We start from the raw sequence: 16,479 nt of genomic DNA, 5'->3' as shown, positions 1-16,479 counted from the left end.
TGACGTTTCAGTTTTCCACTGAGTCTCGTGCGGGACGATCGCCACTGACTTCCGGCGGAACATCGTTATCCCCCGCCATGCGCTTGCGGAACAGTCCGGTACGGGCCAGCAGCAGCGTGGTGACCGGCACGGTGATCGACAACAGGACTGGAATCAGCCAGGCGTGAATCACCGGTCCTGATTTCAGTGCCGAGAAATAAATGATCGAAGCCAGTGCAACGAGCCAGGCTCCCAGCGTGGAGGCCAGGGCCGGTGGGTGCATACGCTGAAAAAAGGTCTTCAGGCGCAACAGGCCCAAGGCGCCGGTCAAGGCGAACACACTGCTGGTAACCAGCAGTAACGAGGTAATGACCTGCACCCAGAAGGGAAGGGTCTGTAGCGAATTCATTCGATCACCTCTCCGCGCAACAGGAATTTGGCCAGGGCAAAGGAGCCGACGAAACCGAACAGGGCGATCAGCAGGGCTGCCTCGAAATAGGTGTCGCTGGCATAGCGTATGCCCAGCACCAGCATCATCAGCATGGCAATGACGTACAGGTAATCCAGAGCCAGTACGCGATCCTGTGCCGACGGCCCCCTGAACAGACGAATCAGGGTAATCACCATCGCCAGGGCAAAGATGAGCAGGCTGAGCAGAATGGCATTGTCGAGCAGTGCAGTCATTCGAAAATCTCCATCAAGGGACGCTCATAAGCTGTCTTGAAGTGCTCGATGAATTGAGCTTCATCTTCCAGATCGAACACATGCATCAGCAGAATGCTGCGGTCCAGCGCCAGTTCAGACCAGACGGTGCCGGGCACCACAGTCGTGACCATCGCCAGTGCGGCAAGGCCGCTGGGGTCGCGCAGGTCCAATGGCACCTTGACGAACGCCGAGCGTGGCGGGCGGCGTTTCAGGTTCCAGACCGACATGAATATCTGCAGGTTCGAGATTACTGTGTCGTAGCCCACCCGCAGGAAAAACTTCAGGATCGTGCCGGGTTTGCGAATGCGTACCGGAGTCGGTCGCAGAGGCGCCATGAGCAGCGGAGCCAGGAACCCGAATACGGCCCCCAGCAGCACGGTGCCGGGGCTGATCGACAGATTCAGCACCAGCCACAGCACCCAGAGCGCCAGGGAAAACCACGGGGCGGGGAAAAAGTACTTTGTCATGGTTGCACCTGCGAGACGGCTTGTGTGCTGACCGGGCCTGGCACCGGACGTGTCGCCATGACCGATTGCACATACTGCGTGGGATTATGCAGGGCCGCTGCTGTGTCCTGTGTATAGCGCAGCAGTGGTTCAGCCTTGATCGTCAACGCAATGCACAGGCCCAGCAGAATCACGATGGGCAGGCATTCATTGCGGCGCAGCAAGGGCGAAGGCGTTTCCAGCGGAGTCCAGAAACGCTGGATGCCTAGGCGGGAAAAGGCAATCAGCGAAGCCAGGCCCGAGAAGATCAGCAAGCTGATGAATATCCAGCTTTGAGTGGATATCGCCTCGTCCTTTGCCACATCCAGCCCCAATGGATTGAGCAGGGCGCTGAGCAGGGTCAGCTTGCCGATGAACCCCGAAAGTGGCGGCATGCCGATAATCAGCAGAGCGCAGGCCACGAAGCTCAGGCCCAGAAAGGCCATGGTCATGGGGATGACCTGGCCGACCACGGCTTTCTGTTCGTCATCCAGATTGGTGCCCCGTGGCGGGTTCAGCGATTCCATATTGCGTGGCAACTGGTCTGCATCATCCTCAAGCGCGATTTCATTGGATGAACGCGAGCGCTCGATCAGCTCACCCAGCAGGAACATCGCACTCAGCGCCAGGGTCGAGCTGACCAGATAGAACAGCGCGCCAGCCGTCAGGCTGGGCTGGGCGAAGCCGATGGCAGCGAGCAGGATGCCGGCCGAAACCAGAATGCTCAGGCTGGCCATACGCTCCAGGCGTTGGGCGGCGATGATTGCCACTGCTGCGGTGACGATGGTTGCAATGCCGCCGTAGATCAGCCAGTCACCGCCGAAGAATGCCGAAGGCCCGGCCTGTTCGGAAAACAGCAGCGTCCACAGGCGCAGCAGGGTGTAGATGCCGACCTTGGTCATGATTGCGAACATGGCCGCAACCGGCGCACTGGCCGCCGAGTAGGCAGGCACCAGCCAGAAGTTCAGTGGCCACATGCCGGCCTTGGCCAGGAAGGCGGTGGCCAGGATTGCCGCGCCTGCATGCAGCAGGCCAAGGTCGGATTCCGGCACCTGCGGGATCTTGATCGCCAGATCCGCCAGATTCAGGGTGCCGGTCACGCCGTAGATCAGTGCGGCGCCAATCAGGAACAGCGACGAGGCCAGCAGGTTGATCGAGATGTAATGCAGGCCCGCCGACACCCGGGCGCGCCCGGAACCGTGCAGCATCAAGCCATAGGACGCCGCCAGCAGCACCTCGAAGAACACGAACAGGTTGAACAGATCCGCCGTCAGGAAGGCGCCATACAGGCCCATCAACTGAATCTGGAACAAGGCGTGGAAACTGGCTCCTGCCCGGTCCCAGCGTGCCAGCGCGAACAGCAAGGCACACACGGCAATGATGCCGGTCAGCACCAGCATCATTGCCGACAGGTGATCCACCACCAGCACGATACCGAACGGCACCTCCCAGTTGCCCGGCAGGTAAACCCCGATCGAACCCATGGTGCCGCTTTGCTGGACCCACAACAGCAAGGTGATGGAAATCCCCAGCCCCAGCATGCTCGACAGCAGGTTGATACGGCCCTTGAGTGGCCGGTGCTTTTCGCCCAGCCAGAGCATCAGCCCGGCGGTCATCAGTGGCAGCAGGATGGGGGCAACGATCAGTTGGTTCATCCAGTTCATGCCTTGGGCTCCCTGCCATCCACATGGTCAGTCCCGGTCAGCCCGCGGGACGCCAGCAGCACGACCAGAAACAGCGCGGTCATGGCAAAGCTGATGACGATTGCGGTCAGTACCAGTGCCTGAGGCAAGGGGTCGGTGTAATTGAGCAGATCCTGAGGAATGCCGTCCTTGATGATGGGCTCCTTGCCGATGAACAGGCTGCCCATGCTGAAAATGAACAGGTTCACGCCATAGGACAGCAGGCACAACCCCATCACCACCTGGAAGGTACGCGGGCGCAGGATCAGCCAGACACCGGATGCAGCGAGAACGCCAATGGCGACTGCGATGACTTCTTCCATCAGACGGCTCCTTGTGTAGTCGCGGATTCGCCAGCAGGGCTGGCAATCGGTTTCGGCAATTGAGTCGGCCGATGGCTGCGCACCGACTGGTGAGCCAGAGCGGTGAGGATCAGCAGGGTCGAACCCACTACGACGGCATAGACGCCTACATCGAAGAACAAGGCGCTGGCGAAATGGATATCACCCAGTATCGGCAAGTCCAGGTGGGCGGTATGGGTGGTCATGAACGGATAACCCAACGCCATGGAAACCAGCCCGGTAGTGATGGCGCACAGCAGGCCTGTGCCCATCCAGCGCAGAGGGCGCAGACTCATCTGAGCCTCGACCCACTGGGTTCCGGCAACCATGTATTGCAGGATGAACGCCACCGACATCACCAGACCGGCGACGAATCCGCCGCCCGGCTGGTTGTGACCGCGCATGAACAAGTACATCGAGACCATGAACGCGACAGGCAGCAACAGACGCACCAGCACCGCAGGCACCATCATGAAACCCAGGGCTGTATCGCTCGCGCTGCGCGGGTTGATCAGATCCGTGACCACATCGCGGGCCAGCAGACGCTGCTGGGCGGGCAGGGCGATACTTTCCTTCGGCGGACGGAAGCGACGCAGCAAGGCGAATACCGTCAGGGCCACGGCAGCCAGAACCGTGATCTCGCCGAAGGTGTCGAAGCCCCGGAAGTCCACCAGCATCACGTTGACCACGTTGGTGCCGCCACCTTCGGGCAAGGCCCGGCTGAGGTAGAACGAAGAAATCGTGTTGGGCGTCTGGCGGGTCAGCATGGCATAGGACAGCAAGGCCATGCCGACACCCACCAGCGCGGACAGCGTCAAGTCACGAATGCGCCGGGTGCGGGCGCTGAGGCGCGTGCTGACGGGTGGAGCAACATCTTCGTTACGTCGTGGCAGCCAGCGCAGACCCAGCAGGATCAGCACGGTGGTGACCACTTCGACCACAAGCTGGGTCAGCGCCAGATCCGGGGCCGAGAACCAGACAAAGGTGATACAGGTCATCAGGCCGCACACGCTGACCATGATCAAGGCGGCCAGACGGTGATACTTGCCTTGCCATGCGGCCCCGAGGGCGCAGGCAATCGCGATCAGCCATAACGTGACAAACACTCCAGAGCCCGGAATCTTAGGCCGGTCGCCCCAGGTCAGGCCGCTGAAATACATCGGGATAAAGCCAAACACGGCCGCCGTCAGGACCAGCAGGAACAATTGGGGCTGCAAGCGACGGGTGCTTACCTGACGCTCAAAACGGCGAGCCCAATGCATCAGAATCACCTGGCAGCGCTCGAAAAACAGCTTGCCGTTGAGGCGCGATACCAGTGGCGGGCCGACAAAGCGTTCCTGGCGGAACGACTTGCGCAGCAGCAGATACAGGATAATCCCTCCGGCCATGGCGATCAGGCTCATGATCATTGGTGCGTTCCAGCCGTGCCAGATCGCCAGGCTGTACTCGGGCAGCGTACCGCCCACCACCGGTTGAGCGGCAGCAGCCAGCAGAGGCGCAACCGATTGGGCCGGGAAAATACCGACCACCAGACAGGTCATCACCAGCAGTTCCACCGGTGCGCGCATCCAGCGAGGCGGTTCGTGGGGCAGCAGGGGAAGGTCTTTTGCCGCCGGGCCGAAAAACACATCTACCGTAAAGCGCAGGGAATAGGCGACGCTGAAGGTCCCGGCAAGCGTGGCGACGATTGGCAGCGCCATTTCCACCCAGGCTGTGGCGGAAATGAACACGGTTTCGGCAAAGAACATTTCCTTGGACAGGAAGCCGTTGAGCAGCGGCACTCCAGCCATGGAGGCACTGGCCACCATGGCCAGGGTCGCGGTGTAGGGAATCAGCTTGATCAGCCCGCTGAGGCGCCGGATATCCCGTGTCCCGCTTTCATGGTCGATGATCCCCGCGGCCATGAACAATGAGGCCTTGAAGGTGGCGTGGTTGAGGATGTGGAACACCGCCGCGACAGCCGCCAGCGGGCTATTGAGGCCCAGCAGCAAGGTGATCAGGCCCAGATGGCTGATGGTCGAGTAGGCCAGCAGACCTTTCAGGTCATTCTGGAAAATCGCCGCGTAGGCCCCGAGGACCAGAGTGCAGGCCCCGGCCCCGCTGACGATCCAGAACCACTGTTCGGTGCCGGACAACGAAGGCCACAGGCGGGCAAGCAGAAACACCCCGGCCTTGACCATGGTTGCCGAGTGCAGATAAGCCGAGACCGGCGTCGGTGCCGCCATGGCGTGGGGCAGCCAGAAATGGAACGGAAACTGCGCGCTTTTGCTCAGCGCGCCGATCAGGATCAGGGTCAATAGCACCGGGTACAGCGCATGAGCACGGATCGCGTCTCCGGAGGCCAGCACGCGGTCCAGATCATAACTGCCCACCACATGGCCCAGCATCAGGACACCGACCAGCAACGCCAGCCCGCCGGCACCCGTGACCATCAGCGCCATATAGGCCCCGCGCCGGGCGTCGGTGCGGTGGTGCCAGTAGCCGATCAGCAAGAAGGAAAAGACGCTGGTCAGTTCCCAGAAAAACACGATCTGGATCAGGTTGCCGGAGATCACCAGCCCGAGCATCGCCCCCATGAAGGCCAGGAAAAACGCAAAAAAGCGCGGAACAGGATCGTCCGGTGACATGTAATAGCGCGCATACAAAGACACCAGCGTGCCAATGCCCAGCACCATCATTGAAAACATCCAGGCAAACCCGTCCATGCGCAGGACGACATTCAGTCCCAGGCTGGGCAGCCAGAAATATTCTTCACGAATCACACCGCCGTCGGCGATCTGCGGGAACCACAACGCAACCTGCACGGCACCGATCAGGGCGATCACGCCAGCGAGCAGGGATTCAGCGTTGCGTGCGTTGTGCGGCAAAAAAGCCGCCAGACAGCTGCCGATGAAAGGCAGAAGCAGTAGAACTATCAGAGACATAGGCTTCTAATCTGCAGGGAAATGTCAAGCATCATACGTGCCAGACGTCGCATCTCCAAACCCATGGTTACGGGAATTTCCTACAAGAAGTGTCTGTTTTAAACCTGAGAGCCTGACAGGGCGTGGAATCGGAGGTTATTGATCCAGCTTCCGTACGCCTTCTTCCTGATCCACTTCCTGCTCCTGAACCTTGGCCCGCGCTTTCATTTCACTGACGATCACGCCAGCCACGATCAGTGCCGCGCCCAGCAGTGCGATACCCGGCAAACGTTCGCCCGCCAACCGTCCGGCAATGCCGGCCCAGACCGGTTCGCCGGCGTAGATCACGGTGGCGCGGGTCGGGGAGACGCTTTTCTGTGCCCAGTTCATGGCAACCTGAATGATTGCGCTCATCGCACCCAGGCCTACGGCGCTGATGACCAGTAGCCAGGAGAAGCCCGGCAGGCTTTCGCCGGTAGGGACGATCATCAGGAATGCCAGTATCGAGGCGGTTGCCAGTTGCACGACGGTGACCCGTCGCACATCGACCTTGCCGGCATAGGCACCGATCAGGATGATCTCGGCAGAAATCGCCACAGCGCTGATGATGGTCGCAATCTCGCCGGGACTGAATTGCAGCGATGCGCCTTCCGGCCCTGACAGCAAGATCAGCCCGGTAAAGGCCAGGGCAATTCCCAGGCTGGGCATCAGGCCGGGGCGGCGTCCGAGTATCAGCCATTGCAGTAACGGCACGCAGGGGACATACAATGCGGTGATGAATGCCGACTGGCTGCTGGGAATGGTCTGCAGGCCGATGGTCTGTAACCCGTAGCCGAGCATGATCGATGTGCCGATGAACACGCCTGCCTTGAGTTCAAGCAAGGTCAGGTCGCGCATTATTTTCATGGAGAACAGCGCTACGATGGCGGCCGCCGCAGCAAAGCGCAGCCCCACGAAAAACATCGGGCCGCTGACGGTGAGCGCATGCTGGACCATCAGGAATGTGCCGCCCCACAGGACAGTAATCAGGATCAATACCGCTTCTGCTTTGCTGACGCGCGGTATGCGGCTAATGGTGTTCATGACGGTTTCCAGGCCTTGAGGCCTTGCATGCTATGGGGTACGCGACACACAATGCGTCGCAAAAAGATGGGCAGTATAATGCGCAAAGGGTCCGAATGAGCAATATCGTGCACAAAGAAAACTCCCAACGTGCGCCCGTGCTGCAGCATGTCAGCCACAATGTTCGCCGCCTGCGAAATACGGCAGGGCTGAGTCAGAGCGCTCTGGCGGAAAAGTCCGGCGTCAGTCGCCGCATGCTGGTGGCTATAGAGGCGGGTGAGAAAAACGTCAGCCTTGCGACTCTGGACCGTGTGGCCGAGGCATTGGAGGTCGCGTTCAGTGACTTGATCCAGGCTCCCGAGCTGGCGGATCACAGCCGTATCAACGAACTGGCCTGGGCCGGAACCCTGCCCGGCAGCAAGGCGGTGTTATTGGCCAAGGCGCTTGCCCGGCGTGAGGTCGAGCTATGGGAGTTCAGCCTGGCACCCGGCGATATCTACGCATCGGAGGCTGACCCTGAAGGTTGGAGCGAGCAGGTCTATGTCGTGGAAGGGCATCTGACCATTGGCTTTGCCGAGCCTGACAGGCAGCATCAGGTGGGGCCCGGTGAGTTCTTCATGTTCCCCAGCAATCAGCCCCACAGTTATCGTAACGAGGGTGAAGTCACCCTGCGTTTTGTTCGCAATGTAGTGTTGTAAATCCAGACCTCATACAACCAGCCCGAGGCAATGTTCGATGCGCGATGACAAGACCCAGCCTGCAATAGCCGATGTCCTGATTATCGGTGGAGGCTTGAGTGGCAGCATGCTGGCGGTCCAGTTGCTGCGTCAGCCCGGCATGCGGCGGATCCTGATCGTCGAGCCTCGAACCGAACTGGGCAGGGGAGAGGCCTACAGCGCCACCGAGCCCGGGCATACCCTCAATGGCAACGCTGCCCGCATGAGTGCCGACCCCGATAACCCCGACGATCTGACTCACTGGCTGACTCGCTACCTGGCCGATGGCGGCTGGCCTGAGGCGCAGCAGCAGTCGGTTCCGGTGCCGGTGCTGTTTCCGCCGCGAGGTGTGTTCGGGTTGTATGTGCAGCAGCGTTTGCGTGAGGCTCAGGCGGTGGGGCAAGCCTACGGCTCCAGTGTCGAGCATGTTCACACAGAAGTGGTCGACCTGCTTTCGGATGAGTCCGGCGTGACCGTCACCCTGGCCGATGGCGCAGAATTGCAGGCTCGTTTTGCGGTGTTGGCCACGGGCATGTACGCCGCTGCGCGCACGCCACAACGCCAGTCCAGTGGTTTGAATGCTGCAGGGCTTGATCCATGGAATGTCGAGACCATGCGCCAGCTCGATCCTCAGGCCACGGTGTTGATCATCGGTTCCGGGCTCACCATGGTCGATGCGCTGGTGTCCTTGCAGCAGGCCGGGCATCGCGGCCCGATCAAGGTGTTTTCCCGCCACGGCCTGTTGCCCCATGTGCGTCGCCAGCCACCGGAGTGGCCAGACTTTCTCGGTCAGGATCACAGCATTCGCAGTACCCGGCAGTTGCTGCGCAAGGTGCGTGAGCAGTGTGAGCTGGCCATCGAAAGCGGTATTGACTGGCAGGCACCGCTGGATACGGTACGCGCCAATATCGGCAGATTGTGGAATCAGGCCACCGACCGCCAGCGTCGGCAGTTCGTCAGGCATGTGCGGCCATGGTGGGAAAGCCATCACCATCGCTCGCCACCGCCGAGCGCAGCCTTGTTGGCTGAATTGGTGCATCAGGGACGATTGATCATTGAGGCCGCTTCGTTGCAAGGCGTGCAGACCCAGCCTTCGGGTCAGGTACAGATTCAGGTCCGGCACCGAGGCCAGAGCCAGTCATCGCTGGTGTCGGGAGATGCCCTGATCAACTCCACCGGGATCGAATACGACTGGCGTCGGGTCGACCGTCCCTTGCCACGGCAATTGCTGGCCCGTGGCTTGATTCAGCCGGGGCCGCTGGCGTTGGGGATTGCTGCCGATACCGATGGCGCGGTGTGTGATGCCCAAGGGCATTTTTCACCGCGTCTGTTTGCCATGGGCCCGCCGTTGCGGGGCATGTGGTGGGAAAGTACTGCGGTCACTGACGTGGCGATCCAGGCCAAGGCACTGGCCTTGCGTTTGACCGCCCAGGCTTCAGACCGATAGGTGCAGCATCTGCTCGCCTTGCAGGTTTTCACCGGGGCGGCGCTTGTTGACGGCCAGTTCGCCGATGCGGATCAAGTGCGCCCGTGTGACATTGCGGGTCAGGCCCAGCAGGTTGGCGGTATGCACCTGATTGTGATGGCAGAAGCGGTAGGCCGCTCTTAGCAGCGCATCTTCGACTTTTTCGTGCAGGGCGCCGGCCTGTTCTTCAAACAGCTTTTGAAAAGCGCGCATGAGCAGTTCTTCAGTCGATTCCTCGCTCCTTGACGTCTCTTCCTGACGCTCGATCCTCAGGTTCGACAGGCGCAGGTCTTCGTGCTGGATAATGCCGTTACGGCAGACCAGCAAGGTGTGATGGATAACGTTTTCCAGCTCACGAATATTGCCCGGCCAACTGTAGCTCTTGAGCTTCAGCTCGGCTTCGGGGCTGATGCGCACCGGGCCGTAGTTCAAGCGCTGGCTATAGATATCGATGAAGTGCCGGGCCAGCGGCAGAATATCGCCCGGCCGCTCGCGCAACGGGCTCAACTCCAGATTGACCACGTCCAGCCGGTAATACAGATCCTCCCGGAAATGCCCGGCATTGATGGCTTTCTCCAGTTGTACGTTGGTAGCGGCCAACACTCGCACATTGATGGGAATGCTCTTGCGCGAACCCAGGCGCACCACTTCACGTTCCTGCAGCACGCGCAGCAACTTGACCTGAAGCGGCATGGACAGATCGCCGATTTCATCCAGAAACAGCGTGCCGCCATCGGCCTCTTCAAACCATCCGGACTTGGCGCTCAAGGCACCGGTAAAAGCACCTTTCTCATGGCCGAACAGCTCGGCCTCGATCAAGGACTCGGAGAAGGCTCCGCAGTTGACCGCCACGAAAGGTTTGTCGCGACGGTTACTGAGTTCGTGAAGATGCCGCGCAACCAGTTCCTTGCCGGTACCGGTTTCCCCGATGATCAGCACACTGGCATCGCTGGGCGCCACTTGCTGCACGTGTGCCAGCAAGTCCCGGGATTTCGGGTCCTCGAAAACCTGAGCCGTGGCCCGGATCGAGGTCGCCAGAGCCGGCGAGGGCGGCAAGGTCAGCAGTTGCACAGACATCACTTGGCCTGCGGTGGCAGATCATTGGCGATCATTTCGCCAAAGGGGCCGGTAAGGTTGGTAATGCCGCGTCCCGCCAGGCTGGCGTAAGGCTCGGGCAGCAGCGGGAAAACCAGCTCGGCAAAACGATAGGCTTCTTCCAGATGCGGGTAGCCGGAGAAGATAAAGCTCTCGATGCCCAGGTCCGCGTATTCCTTGATGCGCTCCGCGACTTCCTGCGGGTTGCCCACCAGTGCCGTACCGGCACCGCCACGCACCAGGCCGACACCGGCCCACAGGTTAGGCGCGATTTCCAGATTGTCCCGGCGTCCGTCATGCAGGGCAGCCATGCGGCGTTGTCCTTCGGAGTCGAAACGGGAAAACGATTTCTGTGCGGCGGCGATGGTTTCGTCGCTGATATGTTCGATCAGGGTGCTGGCGGCTTTCCAGGCTTCTTCGCTGGTTTCGCGCACGATCACATGCAGGCGGATGCCGAACTTGACGGTGCGGCCCTTGCGTGCAGCTCGTTCGCGGACATCGGCCAGTTTTTCAGCCACGGCGGCCGGCGGTTCGCCCCAGGTCAGATAGACATCCACCTGATCGGCGGCCAGATCATGGGCGGCGTCGGAAGAACCACCGAAGTACAGCGGCGGGTAAGGTTGCTGGATCGGCGGGTACAGCGCCTTGGCGTTCTGCACGCGCAGATGCTTGCCCTCGAAATCCACGGATTCGCCTTGCAGCACACGACGCCAGATTTGCAGGAACTCATCGCTGACTTCATAGCGTTCGCTGTGATCGAGGAAGCTGCCATCGCCACGGTTTTCATCCGGATCGCCACCGGTGACCACGTTGATCAGCAGGCGGCCACCAGAGAGTCGGTCCAGCGTCGCGGCCATACGCGCCGAAACCGTCGGAGAAATGATTCCCGGACGAATCGCCACCAGAAATCTCAGACGCTCCGTCAGCGGCACCAGCGCCGAAGCGATGACCCAGGAGTCTTCGCAGGAGCGGCCGGTAGGAATCAACACACCGTAGTAGCCCAGGTCATCGGCGGCCTGGGCCACCTGCTTCAGATAGTTGAGCGTGACCGGGCGCGCGCCTTTGGTCGTACCCAGAAAATGACCATCGCCGTGGGTGGGAAGAAACCAGAAAACGTTCATGACAATTCCTTGGGAAGATCAGGCAGTGTTGATAGCTGAACAGCACCTACTGTTGCCTCGCAGACAGTTGGCTCACAGCATGGGAGTGGTGCCAGTTATAAAGGCTGCGATTTATTCCGTAAAAGAACGGAAAACAATATTTTTATAATCAGAATGAATATAGGTGTTGATTTCGTGCATCGGCAGCGGCAGACACTCTGTTTTCCCGGACTTGCAACGCCCGTCACTGAGTCGAAACTTTTGCCTGCGCAGCCCTGTCACTTTTAACGACAAGCAACGGGAGACAGGCAATGGCAAGAGCACCGGCTACCCAAGGCAATTTCCGGTTGCCAGACAAAACGGCCAGGCAGCGACGACCTGAAAAGCCTGCGAAGCTTCCTGAGTGGTCTGGAGATAACTGATCATGGCCAAGCCTGTCAGCGAGTACACCCGCAAGCGCAACTTTGAAATCACCTCCGAGCCTGCGCAGGATTTGCAGAAGAAAGGCAAGGCGCGCACCCGGGCGTTGAGTTTCGTGATCCAGAAACATGATGCGCGCAACCTGCATTACGATTTCCGTCTGGAACTTGATGGCACTCTCAAAAGCTGGGCTGTCCCCAAAGGGCCTAGCCTGGATCCGACGCAAAAACGTCTGGCAGTTCATGTGGAGGATCACCCGCTGGGCTACGCCAGCTTCGAGGGCACTATTCCCAAGGGACAATATGGTGGTGGGGACGTGATTGTCTGGGATCGTGGCATCTGGCAACCCCATGGCGATCCGCAAGAGGCCTACCGGCAAGGCAAGCTCAAGTTCACCCTGACAGGGGAAAAGCTGACAGGAGACTGGGCTCTGGTCCGCATGCGCTTCAAAGGCAGTGGTGACAAGGAGCAATGGCTGCTGATCAAGGAAAAGGACGCCATTGCCCGACCGATTGCCGAGTACGACATCACTCGCGAGCAACCGTACAGCGTTATCAGTGGCGCGCAAGTGGGCAAGGAACGTCATTGATAGCTAAAACAGGCAGCGCATCACGCAGAAGATGTGGATGCACCAGGAGAACGCCATGAACTCATCGACCGGATTCACTCGCAGACGGCTGCTCACTCTGGCTGCCGGTACCGCAGCAGCGATGGCGTTCGATACCGCCGCCGCGGGCGATAAGCCGCCGACCATTCCCTCTCCGTCTTCACCCTCGAAGCTGACCCAGGAAGGCAAGACTATGCTGACCCGAACGATTCCCTCCAGTAACGAACCCATTCCCGTGGTCGGGTTGGGCACTTATCGTGGTTTCGATGTTGCGACCTCAAGCCCTGCCTACAAGCAACTGCGTGCCGTGCTCGATGCACTGTTTACGGCGGGAGGCAGCGTCATCGATAGCTCGCCCATGTATGGCCGTGCCGAGCAGACGACGGGCGAGCTGTTGTCCATTCACGAACCGCGCTCGCCAGCTTTTCTGGCGACCAAGGTCTGGACTCGCGGACGCAAGGAAGGCATTGCTCAGATGGAGGAGTCTTTCAGGTTGTTGCAGACCGGACGCATCGACCTGATGCAGATCCACAATCTGGTGGACTGGAGAACGCATCTGCCGACCTTGCGAGAATGGAAGGAGCAAGGGCGTATTCGTTACATAGGGATCAGCCATTACACCTCGTCGGCTTATGACGAAGTGGAGGCTGTACTCAAGGCCGAGCCGCTGGATTTTCTGCAGATCAACTATGCGCTGGATGATCGTGCTGCCGAGAAGCGATTGCTACCGCTGTGCCGGGAACGTGGAGTGGCGGTGATCTGCAACCGACCGTTCGGTGGCGGCGGTCTGCTCTCGCGGCTCAAGGAAAAGCCTTTGCCTGCATGGGCCGCACAGGTGGAAGTGAACAGCTGGCCGCAACTGGCGCTCAAGTTCCTGCTGGCCAACCCCGCAGTGACCTGCGTGATTCCCGGCACCGGCAACCCGCGCTATATGGCCGAGAATGCCGGGGCGGGATTCGGCCCGATGCTGACCGATGCGCAGAGGCAGCAGTTGATTGCGTTGGTGGGCTGACGATTCGCGAATGAATTCGCTCCTACGAATTCTGTAGGAGATCACCCTCCGCCTTGGCACCGCGCTGTCGCGCAGTAAACAGAGGGCGATGTAGGAGCGGACTTGTCCGCGATCGAGTGCGCAGCGCTCGCAAAATCTACGACGGCTACGCAGCCGATCGTCGGAGTGCCGCCCAGGATAAGCACGCTCCTACAGAAAAGCGTTTTAATTCATGATGTTGCGTTTGTGTCTGTTGAGAGCGACTTCAGTCGTGAAAGCCGCTACTTACAGAATCCGGTACAGCAAACGCTCGATCCTGACCCGGCTGACCCTGCGCAGGAACTTGCTCACGCCTTCAGGGTAATGGGCCAAGGTATCCAGCTCGTCGTACTGGCCGACCCGCTGGGTATTTTGCATCAGCTGTTGAATCTCTTCTGCTCGCGCTTCGATCCATTGGCCTTTCGGGTCATCGATCAGCAGGCCGTTTTCCAGGTCCAGGTTGAAGGCGCGAGGGTTGAGGTTGTTGCCGGTCAGCAAGGTATAGCGATCATCCACCCATACACCCTTCAGGTGGAACGTGTTATCGCCATGCTTCCACAGATGCAGGTTCAACCGGTGCTGGGCGATGGCCTTCTTATGCTTCTGGGCAAAACGGCGCAGGCTGATTTCATACAGATAGGGCAGGGCTGAGATGACCTTGAAGGGTTCTTCTGGAGGGATGAAGAAGTCGTTGGCGGTCTTGTCGCCGATGATGATGTCGACTTTCACTCCACGCTTGAGAGCGCGATTGATTTCCCGGGTCACCGCCACCGGCATGTTGAAGTAAGGCGTGCAGATCGTCAGTTGTGTCTTGCTGGCGGCGATCAGGTCGCAAATGGCCCGGTTGAGCGGATTACGCGGGCCGACGCCCAGCAGAGGCATGATGCGCAGCTCGCCGTTTTCCTTGTCGCCTGCACTGGTTTCGTAGGCGGCACGTTTCAGGTTGCTGCGAAAAGCCCTGATTTCGCCACGCAAGCTGCGGGAGTCGGGAGGTGATTGCAGGTCCAGGCGGTGAACGGCAGGTGAAGGCAGGATTTCACGCTGCACCATGTCCACGAAGCTGTCGGCCAGTTGTTTGTTCTGGATCAGGTGATAACGATCCAGACGGTATTTGTCGAGTTTGTGCAGATAGACGTTATTGATGCTGGCGCCACTGTAGATGACGCAGTCGTCGATCACGCTGCCCTTGAGGTGTAACACACCGAACAGTTCACGGGTCTGCACCGGCACGCCATGGATCGGGACTTCCTCGTCGTATTCCAGATTCTGCGCCTGATACCAGGCCGAGTTTCCTGCCTGGCGACCCGCTCCGATCAGGCCCCGTTGTGCGCGAAACCAGTCGACCAGCACCACGACGTCCAGCTCGGGGCGTGCGGCCTTGGCGGCATACAGAGCGTCGAGGATTTCCTGGCCGGCTTCGTCCTGTTGCAGATACAGGGCGATGATGTAGATACGCCGGGTGGCAGAAGCGATCTTCTCCAGCAGGCAGCGTCGATAGTCAGCGGCAGAAGGAACGATGGTGATGGCATCGCCGGACAAGGCAAAACCGCGAAGCGCTGCCAGGGACGAGCGTCGGAAGTTGGACTGCATAAGCCTCTCGATGGGATAACCAGCAGCGCACGAGCTTACACCAGAGTCGACACAAGGTCGCCGTTGAAGTCTTTCTCAATGATGTCTGTTTGTAATGTTCAGACATCATTGAGTGGCGCAGTCTGTGATTCGATCAGTAGCCGTTACGCTTGAGAATCGCATCGATGCTGTCTTTGGCAGGACGGCCATAGAACTTCAGGAGTTCCGTGGTGCGGTTGGTAAAGAAGCCATCGGCCCCCGCAGCGCTGATCTGCTTGAAGTCCACCGCTTCATCCACGGTATAGGGATGAACCACCATGCCTTTGTCGTGGGTGACGTTGTTCATCCATGGCTTGACCAGATCCATGTAGCTCTGGTCGCCGCCATCGGTGAGCTGCGAGGATGGGCCCGTACCGATGGCACCATGGGCCTTGGCCCAGTCGATCCAGGCCACGAATTCTTCCTGGGATTTGATTTCCTGTGCGGCGTAATAGCTGGCCTTGTCCTTGAAGCCCGAGTCCTTGAAAGGCACGTTGGATTTGGGCTCTATCGAGCCTTCACCAATCCAGAGCAGCAGCACTTTGGGAACCTTGGGCATTTCCTTTTGCAGCAGTACCAGGCTGGATTTGTCGAAGGTCTGCAACACTACGCGCCCCGGTGTCTGGGCGACATTCACATGACCTGCCGCCGCTGCCGGACGCGGGCTGAGCCAGCCGCGCTTGGCCAGGGCTTTCTTCAGGTCGGCTTCGATGCCCGGAAACTGGGCAGGGACTTTGGTTTCGATATACAGGCCCGGTTTGTTCGCGCCACCTTCGGCGATATCGATCACTTCATCCAGGGTCAGGATTTGCAGGCCCGCGTAACTGTCGCGGGCGCGTGACGGATAGGCCTTGTTGAACCAGGTGCCGGCATCCAGTTCCTTGAGTTCAGCCAATGTGAAGCTGCTGACCGGGTCCTTGCTGCGTTTCGGATAGACCTGGGCGATATTGGTGGTGCGGTCGAGTGTGTCGTCATGCAGGGCAATCAATACCCCGTCCTTGGTGCGCTGAAGGTCCATTTCCAGATAGTCCGCGCCCAGATCCCGTGCCAGGGTGTAGGCCGGGATGGTTTCTTCCGGCGCATCGTACGACGCCCCGCGGTGCGCAATGACCGCAGGCCAGGGCAAACCGTTCTTCTCACTTATCACCTTGCCCGGAGCATCGGCTGCCGATGCCGTACCTGCCGACAGCATCACACCCGCCATAAGTGCGGTTGCCAACAAACGGTTCAAAGGTTTTTTGTGAGACGGGAATAGGGAAAATCCTTGCATGATCTGATTGT

14 protein-coding genes and 1 pseudogene are annotated in these 16,479 nt (G+C 59.7%); 4 read left to right on the top strand and 11 right to left on the bottom strand.

The genetic code is table 11. From position 1 onward, the window contains the following. Positions 1-7: 7 nt before the first annotated feature. The 7 genes from Q6A51_RS23680 to Q6A51_RS23650 all read right to left on the bottom strand — a co-directional run bounded on the left by Q6A51_RS23680 (position 8) and on the right by Q6A51_RS23650 (position 7,178). The gene (locus Q6A51_RS23680; RefSeq protein WP_201006689.1) at positions 8-388 is read right to left on the bottom strand and encodes a Na+/H+ antiporter subunit G; all 381 of its coding nucleotides are present in this window, start codon (positions 386-388) and stop codon (positions 8-10) included. Continuing rightward, positions 385-663, bottom strand: coding sequence for a K+/H+ antiporter subunit F (locus tag Q6A51_RS23675; RefSeq protein WP_025259419.1), 279 nt, complete (start codon positions 661-663; stop codon positions 385-387). The genes Q6A51_RS23680 and Q6A51_RS23675 overlap by 4 nt, the downstream gene beginning before the upstream one ends. Continuing rightward, on the bottom strand, positions 660-1,151 hold the full coding sequence (locus Q6A51_RS23670) for a Na+/H+ antiporter subunit E (RefSeq protein WP_201020481.1): 492 nt from the start codon (positions 1,149-1,151) through the stop codon (positions 660-662). Before Q6A51_RS23670 ends, Q6A51_RS23675 begins: the two co-directional genes overlap by 4 nt. Beyond that, positions 1,148-2,833 carry a monovalent cation/H+ antiporter subunit D gene (locus tag Q6A51_RS23665; protein ID WP_201006685.1) on the bottom strand — a complete coding sequence of 562 codons (1,686 nt, stop codon included), beginning with the start codon at positions 2,831-2,833 and terminating at the stop codon, positions 1,148-1,150. The genes Q6A51_RS23670 and Q6A51_RS23665 overlap by 4 nt, the downstream gene beginning before the upstream one ends. Beyond that, entirely contained in the window at positions 2,830-3,174 is a 345-nt protein-coding gene (locus tag Q6A51_RS23660) for a Na+/H+ antiporter subunit C (protein WP_007251310.1), read from the bottom strand. The genes Q6A51_RS23665 and Q6A51_RS23660 overlap by 4 nt, the downstream gene beginning before the upstream one ends. Then, entirely contained in the window at positions 3,174-6,116 is a 2,943-nt protein-coding gene (locus tag Q6A51_RS23655; RefSeq protein WP_304575861.1) for a monovalent cation/H+ antiporter subunit A, read from the bottom strand. Before Q6A51_RS23655 ends, Q6A51_RS23660 begins: the two co-directional genes overlap by 1 nt. A gap of 135 nt (positions 6,117-6,251) precedes the next feature. Next, on the bottom strand, positions 6,252-7,178 hold the full coding sequence (locus Q6A51_RS23650; protein WP_304575860.1) for a DMT family transporter: 927 nt from the start codon (positions 7,176-7,178) through the stop codon (positions 6,252-6,254). A 107-nt stretch (positions 7,179-7,285) separates the two neighbouring features. On the opposite strand from Q6A51_RS23650, the gene Q6A51_RS23645 reads away from it, so the two are divergent. Then, on the top strand, positions 7,286-7,855 hold the full coding sequence (locus Q6A51_RS23645) for a helix-turn-helix domain-containing protein (RefSeq protein ID WP_304575859.1): 570 nt from the start codon (positions 7,286-7,288) through the stop codon (positions 7,853-7,855). Positions 7,856-7,892: 37 nt separating this feature from the next. Beyond that, positions 7,893-9,320 (top strand): FAD/NAD(P)-binding protein, encoded by a 1,428-nt coding sequence (locus tag Q6A51_RS23640; RefSeq protein WP_304575858.1) that lies wholly within the window; start codon positions 7,893-7,895, stop codon positions 9,318-9,320. On the opposite strand, the gene Q6A51_RS23635 is transcribed toward Q6A51_RS23640, so the two are convergent. Beyond that, a complete protein-coding gene (locus Q6A51_RS23635) occupies positions 9,309-10,415 on the bottom strand; it encodes a sigma-54 interaction domain-containing protein (RefSeq protein ID WP_201020476.1) in 1,107 nt (368 codons plus the stop codon). The two genes, Q6A51_RS23640 and Q6A51_RS23635, sit on opposite strands and share 12 nt — an antisense overlap. Then, positions 10,415-11,554: an FMNH2-dependent alkanesulfonate monooxygenase gene (gene ssuD / locus Q6A51_RS23630; protein WP_201020475.1), complete on the bottom strand. Its 1,140-nt coding sequence runs from the start codon at positions 11,552-11,554 to the stop codon at positions 10,415-10,417. The genes Q6A51_RS23635 and ssuD overlap by 1 nt, the downstream gene beginning before the upstream one ends. A gap of 403 nt (positions 11,555-11,957) precedes the next feature. Here ssuD and Q6A51_RS23625 point away from each other — a divergent pair. Continuing rightward, positions 11,958-12,536, top strand: a pseudogene (locus Q6A51_RS23625) (DNA polymerase ligase N-terminal domain-containing protein); the annotation flags it as partial. A gap of 61 nt (positions 12,537-12,597) precedes the next feature. Continuing rightward, positions 12,598-13,572, top strand: a complete 975-nt coding sequence (locus Q6A51_RS23620; protein WP_304575857.1) for an aldo/keto reductase — start codon at positions 12,598-12,600, stop codon at positions 13,570-13,572. Between the two features lie 264 nt (positions 13,573-13,836). Here Q6A51_RS23620 and pssA read toward each other — a convergent pair whose 3' ends face one another. Together pssA and Q6A51_RS23610 are read right to left on the bottom strand one after the other, a co-directional pair. Then, positions 13,837-15,180, bottom strand: a complete 1,344-nt coding sequence (gene pssA / locus Q6A51_RS23615) for a CDP-diacylglycerol--serine O-phosphatidyltransferase (protein ID WP_304575856.1) — start codon at positions 15,178-15,180, stop codon at positions 13,837-13,839. 133 nt (positions 15,181-15,313) lie between these two features. Next, positions 15,314-16,468, bottom strand: a complete 1,155-nt coding sequence (locus Q6A51_RS23610; protein WP_201020472.1) for a glycerophosphodiester phosphodiesterase — start codon at positions 16,466-16,468, stop codon at positions 15,314-15,316. Positions 16,469-16,479 lie beyond the last annotated feature (11 nt).

The organism is Pseudomonas serbiensis (genome assembly GCF_030580745.1).
Lineage (GTDB): Bacteria > Pseudomonadota > Gammaproteobacteria > Pseudomonadales > Pseudomonadaceae > Aquipseudomonas > Aquipseudomonas serbiensis.
This window is presented reverse-complemented; position numbering and strand designations above follow the sequence as displayed.

Bases quoted from the DNA above. Each gene is read 5' to 3' on its own strand.
- Q6A51_RS23620 (WP_304575857.1), top strand. From the start codon at position 12,598: ATGAACTCATCGACCGGATTCACTCGCAGACGGCTGCTCACTCTGGCT.
- Q6A51_RS23650 (WP_304575860.1), bottom strand. From the start codon at position 7,178: ATGAACACCATTAGCCGCATACCGCGCGTCAGCAAAGCAGAAGCGGTA.
- Q6A51_RS23610 (WP_201020472.1), bottom strand. From the start codon at position 16,468: ATGCAAGGATTTTCCCTATTCCCGTCTCACAAAAAACCTTTGAACCGT.
- Q6A51_RS23635 (WP_201020476.1), bottom strand. From the start codon at position 10,415: ATGTCTGTGCAACTGCTGACCTTGCCGCCCTCGCCGGCTCTGGCGACC.
- Q6A51_RS23660 (WP_007251310.1), bottom strand. From the start codon at position 3,174: ATGGAAGAAGTCATCGCAGTCGCCATTGGCGTTCTCGCTGCATCCGGT.
- Q6A51_RS23675 (WP_025259419.1), bottom strand. From the start codon at position 663: ATGACTGCACTGCTCGACAATGCCATTCTGCTCAGCCTGCTCATCTTT.
- Q6A51_RS23665 (WP_201006685.1), bottom strand. From the start codon at position 2,833: ATGAACTGGATGAACCAACTGATCGTTGCCCCCATCCTGCTGCCACTG.
- ssuD (WP_201020475.1), bottom strand. From the start codon at position 11,554: ATGAACGTTTTCTGGTTTCTTCCCACCCACGGCGATGGTCATTTTCTG.
- pssA (WP_304575856.1), bottom strand. From the start codon at position 15,180: ATGCAGTCCAACTTCCGACGCTCGTCCCTGGCAGCGCTTCGCGGTTTT.
- Q6A51_RS23670 (WP_201020481.1), bottom strand. From the start codon at position 1,151: ATGACAAAGTACTTTTTCCCCGCCCCGTGGTTTTCCCTGGCGCTCTGG.
- Q6A51_RS23655 (WP_304575861.1), bottom strand. From the start codon at position 6,116: ATGTCTCTGATAGTTCTACTGCTTCTGCCTTTCATCGGCAGCTGTCTG.
- Q6A51_RS23640 (WP_304575858.1), top strand. From the start codon at position 7,893: ATGCGCGATGACAAGACCCAGCCTGCAATAGCCGATGTCCTGATTATC.
- Q6A51_RS23680 (WP_201006689.1), bottom strand. From the start codon at position 388: ATGAATTCGCTACAGACCCTTCCCTTCTGGGTGCAGGTCATTACCTCG.